Below are 14,363 nucleotides of genomic sequence, written 5' to 3' on the forward strand. Positions count from 1 at the left end.
CATCACCCGCCGCTGACTGGAGGGATAAAAGCAACCGTATCTCCGTTCTGAATGACTTCTTCTTCTGAAGCAAATTCTTCATTCACGGCTGCCATGACTGAATCAAGCTTCAGCCCGAATTCTTCCTCAAGCAGCTGTTTCAGCTCAGCGATGGTTTTGCCGCTGACATCTCTTGTTACAGACTCTTCTCCAACACGGTCCCGCAAATGGGCAAAAAACATAATTTTATTCATTTAAATCCTCCGCCTCCGGTTTCCCTTTTGGATATGCCACTGTTTCCAGCTGATTGCCGATCCACTCTTCGCCGTCTTCCCAATGTTCCTTCTTCCAGATCGGCACAATTTCTTTAATTCTTTCAATCGCATAACGGTTGGCTTCATAAGCATCGGCACGGTGTGGAGTAGAAACGGCAATGACCACCGCTACATCGGTAATATCCAGCCTGCCTGTGCGGTGGGTAATCGCCACTTCTGCCCCGTTCCAGCGTTCTTTTATCTCGGTTCCAATCTGCTCCAGTTTTTTCACAGCCATGGCTTCGTATGCTTCATAGATTAAGTACAGTGTTTTTTTGCCGTGAGTCAGCTCGCGGACGGTTCCGATGAAGGTCGTAATCGCTCCTGCTTCCCGCTGCACCACTTTATCGATCACACTTTGAATATCGATTGGTTCTTTTGAAATCTCAAAATTCATGGAATCACCTCATTTATAGAAAAAAACTCTTCTAGCCTTATTTGTTTCATTTTGACATATCCTGTGCCGGAAGTGAAATGGCTGATTGTTTAATTTGATTTTCCTTCCTCTTCAGCTGCCATTTTTAGTGCCTGCCGATACTCATCCGGATGATTCATATTAAAAAAATAGGCATCCTTGGCTAGAAAACCTCTCTTCTTCAGTTCTTCATCTCTTAATATGGCAGTGTCTATTTCATTTAAAAATTCACGGATTCTTAATTGATTATTCATCAGAGCTTGTTCAGCGGCTTCTTTAGCATCTTTTCGGTAAGCTGCAAACAGAGGATGAAGGCGGCCTTCCATTTCCGGTACAGCGGCCTGACGGCTGTTTAATTCTTCTAGAAGAATTCTTCCTAAATTCACAGATAGGAAAGGCATATCACAGGCAACAATCAGATTTTTTTGGGTTGATGACGCTGACAGACCTGCTTGAATTCCTGCAAGCGGACCTTTTTCTATCCATTTGTCACTGACTATCGGAAGCCCAAGAAACCGGTATTCATCCTGTTTATTCGCAACGACGATCACCTGGGATGTATAAGAAGCCAATGAATCTGCAATACGTTCAATCACTGTTTTTCCCTGTATTTTTAGCAGAGCCTTATTCTCCCCCATACGGCTCGAATGCCCTCCTGCCAAAATAATGCCTGTTGTACTCATATTCTTCACCTGACTTTGTGTGATGTGGAACAGCGACATTCTATCCTTGTGGTTTTATTTTACCATCTAATCCAATGGGTTTCTTTGATAAAGGCCTGCCGGTTGTGCGGATCGCTTTGGATCCCTCCTACTTTCTTCTTATCTCTATTCTGCTACCAATTACCTTTTTTTAGAAAAACCTATAAACCGATGGAATCATTTGACATGTATTGTGCAGGTATAACCCTTCAGTTATTAGAAAGAACTCCCTATATTTCTATATACGGGAGGGAATACATTGGGATTTAAAAAGCTATCATCAGCCATTTTAACGTTCTCCTTAACCGCAAGCCTCTTGGCTATCCCCGCTGACTTTACACCAAGCGCAACTTCTGCAGCCTCAACAGAAAACAGCAATGAAGCGCACCACCTGCAAAAGGCTTTTGAAACAGCGGCGAAGGAATTTGGAGTACCTGAATCTGTCCTTCTCGCCGTCGCTTATAACCAGTCACGCTGGGAGCACCATGAAGGCCATAGTGAGGTCGGAGGCTATGGCATTATGAATCTTGCAGACTTGCCAGCCGACATGAGCGCCAGGGGCAAGCATGACGACGGAATCATTGCGGCTTTGGATAATGAAAATAGCATGCTTAAAACAGCCGCAAATCTTCTAAATGAAGATCCGGAAGCCTTAAAAAAAGACCCTGAACAAAATATCCGGGGCGGGGCAGCTCTTTTAGCAGAGTTTGCACGCCAAACGACAGGGGAACTTCCTTCCGATGAAGCAGACTGGTACGGTGCCGTCGTTAAATACAGCGGAACAGATCAGGAAGTCATCGCTAAGGACTTTGCAGATCAAGTCTTTGAGACCATTCAGCAAGGTGCTGCCAGAAAAAACCTTGATGGACAAAGAGTCGTATTAAACGCCAAGGAAATTACACCAAATAAGACTACAGCTGGCACTATCCCTCTTCGCAACACCAAATACACAAATACCGACTGTCCAAATGGCCTTGATTGCACTTTCATTCCTGCTGCTTATAAGCAATTTTCGAGCAGCACAAGTAATTACGGCAACTACGATATCGCCAATCGGCCAAAGGACGATTTAGATATTCGCTATATTATTATTCATGATATTGAGGGCACGGCTGAATCCGCCATCAGCCACTTCCAGAATCCGTCCTACGTTAGTGCACACTATGTCATAGATTCAGAGACCGGAAAAATCACCCAGATGGTACGTCCTGAAGATGTGCCATGGCATGCAGGAAACTGGTATTTTAATATGCATTCGATCGGATTGGAGCATGAAGGATATGCTGCAGAAGGCGCTGACTGGTACAGTGAGCAAATGTATCGCTCTACCGCAAAACTTGTAAGATACCTTTCAGACCGATTTAACATTCCTTTGGACAGACAGCACATTATCGGCCATGATGAGATACCTGGCTTAACAACAGCAAAACATAGGAGCATGCACTGGGATCCGGGCGCTTATTGGGATTGGGGACACTTTTTCGACCTTCTTGGAGCTTCCATTAATCCAAGCAGCGGAGACAAAGACAGTAATATCGTCACAATCCGCCCAAATTTCAATACAAATCAGCCAGACTTTACGTATAGAGGAATTAAACAGGAACCTGAGTCTTCAAGCCTGATTCATTTATACAGCGAACCCAGCTTTGAGGCACCATTGGTCAGTGATCCCCTGCTTCATCCTGGCGGCACCAGCACAAGAAATATTAATGACTGGGGCAATAAAGCTGCGATGGGACAGAGTTTCTATAAAGCCGGGCAGGAAGGCGATTGGACAGCTATTTACTACGCCGGCCAAAAAGCCTGGTTCTATAATCCGAACAATAAAAATAGCGTCCCAGGCAGCGGGACCCTCATCACGCCAAAAGAAGGGCTTGATTCCATACCTGTATATGGTGCCGCCTATCCTGACGACGCAGCTTACGAAGAGGCCGGAATTGCGGAATGGGCAAGAGGAAAAGCACAGGTTCTATACCAGATGCCGGCTGGCCAAATCTATACAGCAACAGCACCAATTCAGTCCGATTACTATCATGCGAAGTATTATAATGACCCGGCTACAAATAAGGTTGTAAAGGGGAATGATGAATACTATCAGATTTTTTACAATCATCGTCTGGGATTCGTGAAGAAAAGCGATGTAGAAGTTGTAAATTAAAACACTGACCTGGAGTTATTCTTCTTTGAGGAATAGCTCCTTTTTTGTTTCATTGATCTCTTTTGTATTTTTGAAAACAATAGCGGACACCTTAATGCTGAGAAATCATCTAATCGGTCCGTTATAGTTTTTCCCTTTTTCAATTATTGTTATAATTAGTAAAAGATATCAGCAAGGAGGAATTAGGCATATGACAATGAAAAAAGTAATGACCATTGCAGGTTCGGATACGAGCGGCGGCGCCGGCATCCAGGCTGACCTTAAGACATTCCAGGAGCTTGGCGTTTACGGAATGACTGCGCTGACTACGATCGTGACGATGGATCCTAAAAATAACTGGAGCCACAACGTGTTCCCGATTTCTACAGATATTCTGGAAACACAGATCGAAACGATTATCTCGACAGGAATCGATGCAATGAAAACAGGCATGCTCGGTTCTGAAGAAGTGATTAAGATTGCCGCAAAGACCATTAAGGAAAATAGCCTGGATCACGTTGTCATCGACCCGGTCATGGTCTGCAAGGGCGAAGATGAGCCGATTCATCCTGAATTGAACGAAGCATTAAGAGATTTGCTTGTCCCGCTTGCAACAGTTGTCACACCAAACCTGTTTGAAGCATGGCAGCTGGCTAAAACAGGTCCGATTAAAACAGTTGAAGACATGAAAGAAGCGGCTGTTAAAATTCATGAACTTGGCGCGAAGTATGTATTAATCAAGGGCGGCAGCAAGCTTCAGCACGAAAAAGCCGTCGACCTTCTCTATGATGGACAAGAGTTCACTCTTTATGAGAGCGAACGCGTTGAAACGACTTACACTCATGGTGCAGGCTGCACCTACTCTTCTGCCATCACAGCAGAAATGGCAAAAGGCAAGTCTGTTAAAGAAGCGGTTCAAACCGCAAAGGACTTCATTACTGCGGCCATCAACCATGGCTTCCAACTAAATGAGTATGTTGGCCCGACCATGCCGGGTGCATACCGCAAATATGGCGCAGGCCGTACTGAATCAGAATAAAAATGAGGGAACAGAGTCCGGGCGGGCTCTGTTCTTTTGGCTATGGGCGGTTTAGCAGATAAAAATAAATTCTCGCAATATTAATTTAGCGGTCCACGATGAGATTACTTTTTCGCTTTTCATTCCTTTTTTTAGTAAGATAAACAGAAAGATAATATGAAAGGGGGACTAAAAAAATGGAACCAGCAGTAATGGAACAAGTGCAAAAGGAGATCGACCGCCTTGCCGGGAAAGAGGTCTTTATTCACCTGGAAACAACGAATGGGGCATACGCTTCCCATTTTGATGAAACCTTCTTTTCTTCAGGCGCCTACATCCGCAATGCCCAATTGGTTTATGAACATGGAAAGGTCACCGGCAAGGGCCCTTACCGGGTTGGATTGAAAATGAATTTTGGCTGGGTGTATGCTGAAGGAATTACCCACTTTGAAGTGGATGAAGAAAACAGGCTCCTTTTAGCCGGCCATGATTTCAGCGGCAAGCTGGCAGTCGCCCTGCAAATTAGTGAAACTCCTTTTGAATAAAGGACATGAAATGAAAGGAGCACGACCATGATGGAAAAGGAAAGACATGTACTCGTCATCTTCCCTCATCCGGATGATGAAGCATTTGGCGTATCAGGAACGATTTCCTTACATATCGATAATGGCACACCTGTCACGTACGCATGCCTGACGCTTGGAGAAATGGGGCGCAATATGGGAAATCCCCCTTTCGCCACCAGAGAAACCCTGCCGAAAATCCGCAAAGAAGAGCTGGAGGAAGCAGCCAGGGTTCTGGGCATTCAGGATTTAAGAATGCTGGGGTACCGGGATAAAACCGTCGAATTTGAAGATGAGGAAATGCTTGCGAATAGGCTTGGAGCCATCATCGGCGAGACGAACCCTTCCCTCATTATTACGTTCTACCCGGGATACGCTGTGCACCCCGACCATGACGCGACAGGAGCCGCCGTCATCCGTGCGGTAAAAGAGCTGCCTGCTGACAAGCGTCCGAAGGTTCACTGTGTGGCATTCTCCAATAACTGTGAGGAAGAAATCGGCCAGGCCGATGTGGTCAATGATGTAAGTGCGGTTATCGACCGGAAGATCGCAGCCATTAAGGCTCATGCCTCCCAGACACAGCTGATGGCAGCAAACATGGAAGAAAGCATTAAAAATCAGGATCCGGAAGTACTGGCAAGAATGTATAAAGAGCGCTTTTGGACTTATAAAATATAAAAAGGGAGCCTCTCGCTCCCTTTTTATTACTTCTCCATCATTTCCTTCAAATACTGAAGCTGGCTTCCGTCTTCCCGCTTCACAATATTCACGATGAAACGCTTCGTCAATCTGGCTACGAGCCCGCTGGTTTTGACGGTTGCTTCCATCTCCACCTGGGTTCCTTCTTCTATTTCATGAAAATCATATTTATATTCTGTGATCAGTCCATTGGCATTGCTGCGGGTGGTATAGGTTCTGTCCTGTTCAAAATCAATGATTTCAACATCCGCGCTGATCTTTTTCCCTCTGACCATGCGTGTTTCAACAAACTTTGTTCCTTTACCGGTCTCACCCTCGGTCTGTTTTTCCACTTTCACGACAAACGGCATAAGCTCAGGGACATTTTCCATCTTAATCATATAATCAAATACTTCATGTACAGGTTTATTGATAATCTCACTCGAACGAAAATCAGCCATGCTTTGCACCTCAGAATCATAAGTCTATGACTCTATTATATAACAAAAAAGCAGGCTGGAGTAAAGACGGTTCCCTACAGCTTCTGGCGGTAAAGGGAGCAAAATTTACACCAGTCCACAATAACGATTTTCCTGCCTGTAATTTCGATGATTCCTTCCTTTTTCAGCCTGGAAAAAACACGGCTGACACTTTCCCGGGACGTCCCAACAAGGGTGGAGAATTCCTGGACGGTTATGGGGAGCTCAAGGTGCATCCGGTTGCAGTAGTTGGCGCCGAACTTCTCCGCGAGCCTTTCCAAAGTCCGGACTGTTTTCGTATACACATCAAGCAGCGCAATATCCCTCATAATGGAGGTCATATCACGCAGAGATTCACTCATATAGCGGATAATCTGTACGGCCATTTCCGGTGAATACAGAAGCTCCTGCTCCAGTTCATCAGTATTCAGAAAATAGATCTCACCATCCTGCACCATTGTACCTGTCGCAGGATACGTATGGCCCTCCTGGTTAAAGAGGTTGGCTTCAGCAAAAATCTCGCCCTTTTTCTTAATGCAGACAATCAGTTCATTTCCATGTTCATCCTGCTTCGTCAGCTTCACAATTCCGGAGTGCACAAAGTAAACTCCTTTGGCAACCTCATATTCAGACATAATTCTTTCGCCTTTTAAATAAGCTTTCTTAATAATTCGATTATCGATCCGCTCTAGAGATTCAATGGGGAGCTCTTTAAAAATCTCAATCTTGCCTAAAAATTCGTTGATTAACGGCCTATGATCCTGCTTTTCATATTCCATTCCCATCCCCCGCTTTTACCATTCTTAAGAAATATTCTAGCTAAGTACGGATTGGGATGAAGTGACTTAACTCACAAAACGATCATCTCATGCAGAATATTAGCACGTTTAAACAAAATGAGTGATTACTCACTTTACAAATAGTTAGTGGTTCATTTATGATTATAGTGAGTGATTACTCACTTTTTAAAAAGGAGTGAACAAATGAATAGTCCAATCGTTTCCATTCAACATGTATCTAAAAATTACGGAAAGCAGCAAGTTCTAAAAGACATCAGTCTTGAAATTTATGAAGGTGAGATTTTCGGCCTGCTCGGCCCATCCGGAGCAGGAAAGACGACGCTTGTTAAACAGCTGGCAGGCCTGGAGGAGCCCGCACAGGGTGAAAATTATATTTTCAGCGAAAAAATGCCCAGACTGGACCTGATCAAACGAATCGGCTACATGGCCCAATCCGATGCTCTGTACACCGACTTAACAGCAAAGGAAAATCTGGATTTCTTTGCAGCGCTGTATGGGTTAAGCGGCAAGGAAAAAAGGCAGCGGATGGATGAGGTTATGGAATTGGTTTCATTAACAGACCACATTCATAAAATGGTTTCCGACTATTCAGGGGGTATGAAGAGAAGACTTTCCCTTGCCATTTCCCTTCTGCATAGTCCCGGTCTCCTCATTCTCGATGAACCTACTGTTGGAATTGATCCCGTCCTCAGAAAAAGCATCTGGGAATCTTTTAAAAGCCTGAAGGAGAAAGGGACCACCATCCTGGTGACCACTCATGTCATGGATGAAGCAGGAAAGTGCGACAGGCTGGGCATGATTAGAGACGGACAGCTCATTGCAGCCGGGACACCCGAAGAATTAATGCAGCAAGCAGGCGCGGCCACTATTGAAGATGCCTTTCTGGCATATGGAGGTGCTTAATATGAGGATTACAGCACTGGTTATTCGAATACTGCGCCAGATTGTAAGAGATAAACGGACGATGGCTCTGTTGATCCTTGCTCCGATCCTGGTCATGAGCATGCTTCATCTTGTGTTTAACGGAGATGAATATACACCAAAAGTCGGCCTCGTGGATCTGCCTGAAAAAATAGAGACTCAGCTTAACCTGGAACATGCTAAACTCGAACACTATGAAACAGAGAAGCTCGCGAAAAAGGACTTATCAGCCAAGAAACTGGATGCGTATCTGGTGTTTGATCAAATGCCGCCGTCAGTGGTTCTCGAAGGCAGTGACCCAAGTGTAAACGGAGCTGTGATGAGATGGGTTCAGGGTGCATTGAAGCCACTGCAGCCAAATGGCGGGAATCAGGAAGTAAAAGCCGATTATTTATTCGGCTCAGAGGACATGGGGCAGTTTGATTATTTCGGGCCGGTGCTGCTTGGATTCTTTGTCTTTTTCTTTGTATTCCTGATTGCCGGCGTATCTTTTTTAAGGGAACGGACCACCGGAACACTCGAACGGCTTTTGACCAGTCCGCTCAGGAAATGGGAAATTGTTACGGGATATATCATGGGATTTGGAATTTTCACGATGATCCAGGCTGCCATTATCGCCTGGTATGCGATCTATGTACTCGGCATGCTGATGGAAGGCTCTTTTGGCTATGTCCTTCTGATCACACTGCTCCTTTCGCTGACAGCATTGACTCTGGGAATCCTGCTGTCTTCGTTTGCCAACAATGAGCTGCAGATGATTCAATTCATTCCGCTTATTGTGGTTCCGCAGATCTTTTTCTCGGGGCTGTTCAATCTTGAGACCATTTCAGAGTGGCTCAGCTGGGTCGGCCCCTTCACACCTTTATATTACGCGGCTGAAGCATTACGAAATGTAATGGTAAGAGGCTTTGGATGGGATATGATTTATAAAGATCTGCTGATGCTGCTCGCTTTCTCCCTGCTCTTTATGGTTCTGAATATCGCTGCTTTAAGAAGGTACCGGAAAATATAAAATTTCTTTTTATAATTTCATTCCTTTATAATAAAGCTATAGATTTTGCACGTATAAAGGAGTTTACCATGCCAGAGCAGGATTCCATTTTAGAAGAGTTATTTCAGGAAGAAGAAAAGCTTACGGAGAAGCAGAAGAAAATTATCATGGCTGCGATTGAATCGTTTTCTGAAAAGGGCTATGCCGCCACTTCGACAAGCGAAATCGCCAAGAAGGCAGGAGTAGCCGAAGGAACCATCTTCAGGCACTATAAAACCAAAAAGGATTTGCTGATGGGGATCGTTTCGCCGATGATGGCAAAGCTGATTGCTCCGTTCGTTATTAAAGATTTATATAAAGTCATCAATCATGAATATGAACACTTTGAAGATTTTTTAAGAGCCATGATGGAAAACCGGATCGAGTTCCTTAAAAACAATATGCCTCTTATCAAGATCCTGATCCAGGAAATTCCGTTCCACCCCGAACTCAAGGAACAGTTTAAAGAGCATATTGCCATGAAGGTATTCGATCGTTTTGCCAGTTTGGCTGAATACTATCAGAAAAAAGGGCAAATTATTGATATCCCTCCCTACAGTGCCGTCCGAATGACTTTTACGTCGATATTCGGCTTTCTTATCGCGAGGTATTTAATTTTGCCTGAAGCCGACTGGGATGATGAAAAAGAAATCGAGCTGACCATTCAATTCATCATGCATGGACTTTCAGCTAAAAACTGAAGCCTGGCACTGCTGCCAGGCTTCTTATATTTCCGAAAGCTGAATTTTATAAAGCTTGTCATCCTTCTCAAGCGGATTGCCTCGTCCGTCTGTATTGTTGCTGATAAAATAAAGCACATCCCCTTCAATGAAGACATCGCGGATTCTGCCTAAATTAGACACAATCTTCCTGACATTCTTCGTTTCCAGATCAAACTCCAGAACAGCACTGCCTCTTAAGGCGGCGGTGTAAAGCTTGCCCTTATAATAGGCCATCCCGGACGGAGCCCAGGTTTCGTCATCACCGGAGGTAAACAGCGGCGATTCCATGCCTTCTTTCTTCTCGGTGCCTTTTATGACGGGCCAGCCGTAATTTTTTCCTGGAAGGATCCTATTGATTTCGTCATTGGCTGATGGGCCGTGTTCACTTTCATACAAAGTCCCATCCTCCGCCCATGCAAGTCCCTGCGGATTGCGGTGGCCGTAGCTATAGACATAAGATCCGCTGAACGGATTATCAGCAGGTACGCTGCCGTCCAGATTCATTCTTAGGATCTTTCCTCCGAGGGAATTCACATTCTGGGCAATTTCCGGATCGGTCGCAGCATCTCCTGCAGTCGCATAAAGCTTTCCATCAGGGCCTATTTCAAGCCGGCCGCCATGATGGTACTGACCGCTTGGGATTTTATCAAGCAAAAGCTTGTCCTCTTTCCAGGTTCCATCCTGATGCTTGAGAATGACAATTCGGTTAAACTGTCCTGTGGTGTTTTCATAGGTGTAATAGGCGTACGCTTCGTTTGATTGTGGAAAATCTGGTGCCGGCACAAAGCCCAGCAAGCCTGCTTCAGAGGCGGTAGAAAGCTTTTTTGCAAGCTCCACCTTCTGGCGTTCTTTCTTGCCGTCCTCGACCTTCACAATGCTTCCTTGTCTTTCGGTCATGTAAAAGGTTTCGCCCGTTTTGGCAATGGACCAGGGAATATCGAGCTCATCTGCCAGTATTTCCGGCTCTGCACCGGCAGGAAGGCTGGCCTCCTGATCCTCGATTTGCTTCCCGTTATCATTCTCTCCTGCACTAGAACACCCGGCCAGCAGGCCCAAAACGAGCAGCCCTAAACCTAACACCTTTTTCATCCAGCCTTCAGCCTCCCTTGAAATTCTACTTCAGGACTTCCCAGATTGCCTTGGCAACACCGCTGTCTTCATTTGCGGATGTTACCGCATCACACTGTGCTTTAATGATGTCGTCGGCATTTCCCATGGCAACCGATCTTCCTGCGCGTTTGAACATGGACAAATCATTATAATTATCGCCAATGGCCATGGTTTCCAAAAGCGAGATTCCTTTTTCTTTTACAAAAGCTTCAAGGGCAATTCCCTTTTGGGCGTTTACACTTGTCAGCTCCAGATTCTCATCCCCTGATGAACTTACGGCCATGCCTTCAAGCTTCAGCAGATCTTCTTTCGCGGAGACGAGAAAATCCGGTTCAAACGAGAAGGCCAGCAGCTTGTAAATTTGATGCTCGTCACTGTTGAAAAGCTCATCATAGCTGTTCACTTTATGAACAAGCCCTTTTGTAAAGCGCTCTTCCGCCGCTTTGGTCACTTCATCAATATCCGCTTCCGGATTTCCGCTTAAAAAGATGTCGACAATAATGGACACACCGCGGTCTTCATCAATGGTATATGTACCCTGGTTGGTGTATACCTCGAAATAAACATTGTTCTGAACAAGGATATAGGCTGCTTTTTTGGCCAGGACCTTATCGAGCGGGCTGGAGGACACGACCTTCCCATCTGAGGCTCTTACTTCTGCCCCATTTGCGCAAATTATCGGGCAGGAAATGCCGGCTTCATCGAGGACGAAGCTTGCTTCGAAGTAGGAGCGCCCTGTCGCGATGACCACTTCAACTCCTTTTTCCTGTGCGGCTTTAATAGCTTCTAAATTTTCAGGCGTTATTTTCTGTGTGGCGGTTAAAAGCGTTCCGTCCATATCACTGGCAATGCATTTGATCATTAGATTCACCTTCTGGCTGTAGTATTTTTCTGAAAAACTTATTTGCCATTCTATCATGTTCTTAGGGTTATTTTAAATAATTGCTCTTCTTAGCCTACATACTTGCTCCCTTCCCTGATGCTCAATTTTGCAAGTGTGTTTGATTCAATAAACTTTTTTACTGACTCTGGATTTGTTTTCGAGTATTCCCTGAGAGCCCAGCCGATAGCTTTTTGGATGAAGAATTCTTTACTGTCATTGTTTAGGAGGATGAAGCGGTATAGCAGCTCTTCGTCTGTGCTGGCTTTGTATTTCAGCTGAAATAGAATAGCAGTTCTGTGGAGCCACATGTTTTCGCTGGTCGCCCATCCCTCTATTTTTCCGGGGATGATTTCCGGGTTTTTGGCCGCGATGGCGCCCACTGCATGGGCGGCAAGCATGTCAACAGTATCCCACCAGGATTTTGATGTAATCAGCTTTTCGACTAATGCCAGATGGCTCTTGTCCAGTTTCCTGGTGAATTTCCCTATGTAGTCAAGGGCGGCAGCCTGGTATTCACGCTCCTCCATGTCCCATAAGGCCTCCACAAATGCCGGATTAAACGCCTGCTTCAGCAGGCCTGTTTGATTGAAGTATTCCTTTAACAGGGCTCTTCTTTCAGGTGCCTTGATTCCCAGGAAGGAAAAGCGGTTTTTCATATAGTTTTGCATGGGAATCGCTTTTTCTGTGTCCCGGTTTTCTTCAAAAAGCTCGGTTAATAATTGGATATCCATATGAGCACTCCTTTTTACATCAAAATGGGTTTATGTCATCATGTTAAGGGTAAGGTATGGTAGAGATTTGTTGCTTTCTCCGTTTTCGGACAGCTATTCCTCTTCTATTTAATCCCATTTTACCTGCATTTTACAAATCCCATTGAATGATTAGACAGAAAAGAAGGCCAAAATACAAATGTGATTCACATATTTAGGGGGGATTTTATTGAATGATAAATCCGGCAGTATAAACAGTGTATTTTGGGTTTCAGCCGTAGTTATAACATTCTTAGTATTACTTGGGGCCCTGGCTCCTGATCTGTTCGCCAGTGCTGCAACAAAAGCTTTCAATTTTACTACATACGCATTTGGCTGGTTTTACTTAATTTCGGTCTTGTTTTTTGTCTTATTCTGTATCTTTCTGGCTATCAGCAAATATGGCCGCCTCAAGCTGGGGAATGATGAAGATAAAGCGGATTATCCATTTTTCACATGGATTGGGATGTTATTCAGTGCAGGGTTTGGGATTGGATTGGTTTTCTGGGGAATTGCCGAGCCTATGAGCCATTATTTCACTCCGCCAAGGGAAGGCATGGATCCTTTAACAGCAGAAGCGGCCCGCGAGGCGATGGGCTACTCGTTTTTCCACTGGGGAGTCAGCCAATGGTCAGTGTTTACGATCGTGGGACTGTCCATGGGGTATTTCCAATTCAGAAGGAGAGAAAACGGACTGATCTCTACCACTTTAACTCCTTTGTTCAGCAAGAAAAAAGATCCTGTCCTGCTGAAAAAGGTCATTGATATCCTGGCTGTTATTGCCACAGTCATGGGGGTGGCGACCTCGCTTGGACTGGGCATTCTGCAGATTAACGGCGGGCTTGACGCAGTATTCGGCATAGAGCAGAGCACTATGACTCAAATTCTGATTATTGCGGTAATGACTTCTTTGTTTCTGCTGTCCTCCTCGACAGGCCTTGATAAAGGAATCAAATACTTGAGCAACATCAATCTCGGACTGGCACTGGCTTTGATGATTTTTGTACTGGTTACCGGTCCGACTGTGTTTATTTTAAATACTTTTACACTTGGAATCGGCGACTATATCTCAAGTTTTATTAAGTTAAGCCTGCGCTTGACCCCCTACAAGGGAGGCACATGGATCCGCGACTGGACGATTTTTTACTGGGCATGGGCCATTGCCTGGTCCCCTTTTGTCGGAGCCTTTATTGCCCGTGTTTCCCGGGGGAGAACGATCCGCGAATTTGTTGTCGGCGTCCTGATTGTTCCTCCATTAATCGCACTTGTGTGGATTGCCGTATTTGGCGGCACAGCGCTGCACTTTGATTTATTCGGCGGCACACAGATTGCAGAGGCCGTTAACAATGATGTGACTTCTGCGTTATTCCAGACCTATAACCAATTGCCTTTCAGCTTTTTGGTTTCAGTGCTGTCCATTCTGCTGATTTTAACATTCTTAATTACATCAGCTGACTCCGCAACGTATATCCTGGGCGTTATGACCGCTAACGGCACCCTGAACCCTCCGCTTTTCCCGCGGATTGTCTGGGGCTTGCTAATGGGAGCCATTGCCGCAGTCCTGCTGTTAAGCAGCGGACTCGAGGGCCTGCAGACAGCCTCGCTGGTATCGGCGCTTCCATTCACCATTATCCTGATTTTTATGTGCATATCGCTATTGAAAATGCTGCGCAGGGAAACGATACCTGTCAGGCAGAAAAAATAACCGGGCAGACCTCTGGGAGGAGGTCTGTTTTTTTGTTTTTATTAGCGGAGGTTTGGGGAGCTGGCGGTTCGGACTCTGGGGCACGGAATTATTCTTTTTGTGTCCGAAGCTGGGTTGGGTTCTGACTCTGGAGCGCCAATTTTCTCTTTTTGTGTCCGA

At 45.2% G+C, this 14,363-nt stretch carries 16 protein-coding genes; 8 read left to right on the plus strand and 8 right to left on the minus strand.

Annotation, left to right across the window (positions count from 1 at the left end; translation table 11 throughout):
• Nucleotides 1-2: 2 nt before the first annotated feature.
• The 3 genes from moaD to mobA form a co-directional block, all read right to left on the minus strand.
• Complete coding sequence (moaD, locus tag CE058_RS17305) at nt 3-233, minus strand: molybdopterin converting factor subunit 1 (protein ID WP_163144317.1); 231 nt, start codon at nt 231-233, stop codon at nt 3-5.
• A complete protein-coding gene (locus CE058_RS17310) occupies nt 226-690 on the minus strand; it encodes a molybdenum cofactor biosynthesis protein MoaE (protein WP_048009472.1) in 465 nt (154 codons plus the stop codon). The genes moaD and CE058_RS17310 overlap by 8 nt, the downstream gene beginning before the upstream one ends.
• 89 nt (nt 691-779) lie before the next feature.
• Nucleotides 780-1,391 carry a molybdenum cofactor guanylyltransferase gene (mobA, locus tag CE058_RS17315; protein WP_048009473.1) on the minus strand — a complete coding sequence of 204 codons (612 nt, stop codon included), beginning with the start codon at nt 1,389-1,391 and terminating at the stop codon, nt 780-782.
• A 277-nt stretch (nt 1,392-1,668) separates the two neighbouring features.
• On the opposite strand from mobA, the gene CE058_RS17320 reads away from it, so the two are divergent.
• From CE058_RS17320 to bshB2, 4 genes are all read left to right on the plus strand, one after another.
• A complete protein-coding gene (locus tag CE058_RS17320; protein ID WP_053071340.1) occupies nt 1,669-3,567 on the plus strand; it encodes an N-acetylmuramoyl-L-alanine amidase in 1,899 nt (632 codons plus the stop codon).
• Nucleotides 3,568-3,757: 190 nt separating this feature from the next.
• Nucleotides 3,758-4,585 carry a pyridoxine/pyridoxal/pyridoxamine kinase gene (pdxK, locus tag CE058_RS17325; protein ID WP_048009475.1) on the plus strand — a complete coding sequence of 276 codons (828 nt, stop codon included), beginning with the start codon at nt 3,758-3,760 and terminating at the stop codon, nt 4,583-4,585.
• Nucleotides 4,586-4,761: 176 nt separating this feature from the next.
• Nucleotides 4,762-5,109, plus strand: a complete 348-nt coding sequence (locus CE058_RS17330) for a YojF family protein (protein WP_048009476.1) — start codon at nt 4,762-4,764, stop codon at nt 5,107-5,109.
• A 30-nt stretch (nt 5,110-5,139) separates the two neighbouring features.
• Nucleotides 5,140-5,805, plus strand: a complete 666-nt coding sequence (bshB2, locus tag CE058_RS17335; RefSeq protein ID WP_048009502.1) for a bacillithiol biosynthesis deacetylase BshB2 — start codon at nt 5,140-5,142, stop codon at nt 5,803-5,805.
• A 26-nt stretch (nt 5,806-5,831) separates the two neighbouring features.
• Here the strand turns inward: bshB2 and CE058_RS17340 are convergent, their stop codons facing one another.
• A complete protein-coding gene (locus CE058_RS17340; protein WP_035328102.1) occupies nt 5,832-6,266 on the minus strand; it encodes an SRPBCC family protein in 435 nt (144 codons plus the stop codon).
• Between the two features lie 74 nt (nt 6,267-6,340).
• Entirely contained in the window at nt 6,341-7,063 is a 723-nt protein-coding gene (locus CE058_RS17345; RefSeq protein WP_048009477.1) for a Crp/Fnr family transcriptional regulator, read from the minus strand.
• 204 nt (nt 7,064-7,267) lie between these two features.
• Between CE058_RS17345 and CE058_RS17350 the strand changes: the two genes are divergently transcribed.
• From CE058_RS17350 to CE058_RS17360, 3 genes are all read left to right on the plus strand, one after another.
• Nucleotides 7,268-7,987: an ABC transporter ATP-binding protein gene (locus tag CE058_RS17350; RefSeq protein WP_048009478.1), complete on the plus strand. Its 720-nt coding sequence runs from the start codon at nt 7,268-7,270 to the stop codon at nt 7,985-7,987.
• 1 nt (nt 7,988) lies between these two features.
• The gene (locus tag CE058_RS17355; RefSeq protein ID WP_163144319.1) at nt 7,989-9,017 is read left to right on the plus strand and encodes an ABC transporter permease; all 1,029 of its coding nucleotides are present in this window, start codon (nt 7,989-7,991) and stop codon (nt 9,015-9,017) included.
• Between the two features lie 68 nt (nt 9,018-9,085).
• Entirely contained in the window at nt 9,086-9,736 is a 651-nt protein-coding gene (locus CE058_RS17360; protein WP_035328111.1) for a TetR/AcrR family transcriptional regulator, read from the plus strand.
• A 24-nt stretch (nt 9,737-9,760) separates the two neighbouring features.
• On the opposite strand, the gene CE058_RS17365 is transcribed toward CE058_RS17360, so the two are convergent.
• The 3 genes from CE058_RS17365 to CE058_RS17375 all read right to left on the minus strand — a co-directional run bounded on the left by CE058_RS17365 (nt 9,761) and on the right by CE058_RS17375 (nt 12,481).
• Nucleotides 9,761-10,846 (minus strand): PQQ-dependent sugar dehydrogenase, encoded by a 1,086-nt coding sequence (locus tag CE058_RS17365; protein WP_163144321.1) that lies wholly within the window; start codon nt 10,844-10,846, stop codon nt 9,761-9,763.
• A gap of 25 nt (nt 10,847-10,871) precedes the next feature.
• Entirely contained in the window at nt 10,872-11,729 is an 858-nt protein-coding gene (locus tag CE058_RS17370) for a Cof-type HAD-IIB family hydrolase (protein ID WP_048009481.1), read from the minus strand.
• 89 nt (nt 11,730-11,818) lie between these two features.
• Complete coding sequence (locus CE058_RS17375) at nt 11,819-12,481, minus strand: DNA alkylation repair protein (RefSeq protein ID WP_163144322.1); 663 nt, start codon at nt 12,479-12,481, stop codon at nt 11,819-11,821.
• A gap of 208 nt (nt 12,482-12,689) precedes the next feature.
• Here CE058_RS17375 and CE058_RS17380 point away from each other — a divergent pair, with 208 nt between their 5' ends.
• Nucleotides 12,690-14,204 (plus strand): BCCT family transporter, encoded by a 1,515-nt coding sequence (locus tag CE058_RS17380; protein WP_163144324.1) that lies wholly within the window; start codon nt 12,690-12,692, stop codon nt 14,202-14,204.
• Nucleotides 14,205-14,363: the final 159 nt, after the last annotated feature.

Origin of the sequence: Bacillus sp. 22-7, assembly GCF_010628845.1 — a bacterium.
Taxonomy (GTDB): domain Bacteria; phylum Bacillota; class Bacilli; order Bacillales; family Cytobacillaceae; genus Cytobacillus; species Cytobacillus firmus_B.